This window comes from Methylocystis suflitae (genome assembly GCF_024448135.1).
GTDB classification, from domain to species: domain Bacteria; phylum Pseudomonadota; class Alphaproteobacteria; order Rhizobiales; family Beijerinckiaceae; genus Methylocystis; species Methylocystis suflitae.
Window position 1 is genome coordinate 1 of the sequence record NZ_JAMRYX010000235.1, and the last position, 1118, is coordinate 1118.

1 protein-coding gene is annotated in these 1118 nt (G+C 49.2%); it reads left to right on the forward strand.

Annotation, left to right across the window (positions count from 1 at the left end; all coding sequences use genetic code 11):
- On the forward strand, positions 1–645 hold a 645-nt coding region (locus NEI07_RS17965; protein WP_256036509.1), incomplete at its 5' end, for a class I SAM-dependent methyltransferase.
- Positions 646–1118: the final 473 nt, after the last annotated feature.

The window sequence follows — 1118 nt, forward strand, 5'->3', positions numbered from 1 at the left end:
TTCGAAAGGCAGATCAATCGCGCCAGGAAGTTAGTACCGTTTTACGAAGGTATGCGCGCGCTGGACATCGGGATTGGATTGGGCCACGCCGTGTTGAGCATGCAAGCTGCAGGGCTAGACGTTTACGGAATTGAACCATCCAGGCCGTTTCTCGAAAGGGCAACCGAACTTAAGAAACTTGATAAGACAAAATTTATGCTCGTTTCAGTAGAGGAAGCCGAGTTACCCCCATCCTATTTCGATTTTGTAACATTCGGAGCGGTGTTCGAGCACTTGTTTGAGCCCGCTCAGGCTTTAGAGAAAGCCTTGAATTGGACTAAGCCAGGTGGAATCATTCACCTTGAAGTGCCAAACTCAGATTACCTGGTATCCAAAATCGTTAATAGTTATTTTAATTTGATTTTTACGAATTATGTTACCAATTTATCGCCTATGCACAGTCCCTTCCACTTATTCGAATTCACGTTAGAGAGCTTTAAAAAACATGCTGAGCAACTGAATTATTCGGTCGCAGACCATTGGATAGACGTCTGTACGATTCGACGAATCCCCAAATTTCTGCACCCGCTTTTACGTTGGACGATGGAGCGCACTGGCACAGGCATGCAGCTCACGGTATTCTTGCGTAAGAACAGCTCCACTTAAAGATATGCAACTTTTGGATTTCAAGCTTAAGTTGTAGCTGAGTTCGAAGCAGTTGAAAGTTATCAGGCACCCGACGATATTGGCATGACGATCTTGGCATCACGTGAGGCTTCGCCCGTCCCGGTATTTTGGTATTCGAGGAATTCGAACAATGAGGTATCCCTCCAGCGAGGACCGCCTGTTGTCGGGGTAGTTCTGGGATAAATTGAGCGCGCCTGGCTCGATAGTCGTGTCCATGTATGGATGCTCCCGTGTCGCGCAAGATGTTTTCGAGCGGCTTCATCGCGTGATCGGGTGCGGTCATGTATCAGGCCTTTGAGTTGCGGCCTGTCTCGACCGCTGGCCGGTATGGAGATGCGCGGGTCTGGGGCAGATCACTTAAGCGAGCTGTGAACTCCGTGGATACCACTGCGTTTCCAGACCCGGATCTGACCGATCATTTGACCTTACCGTTCGTCGACCTCCTCACACGC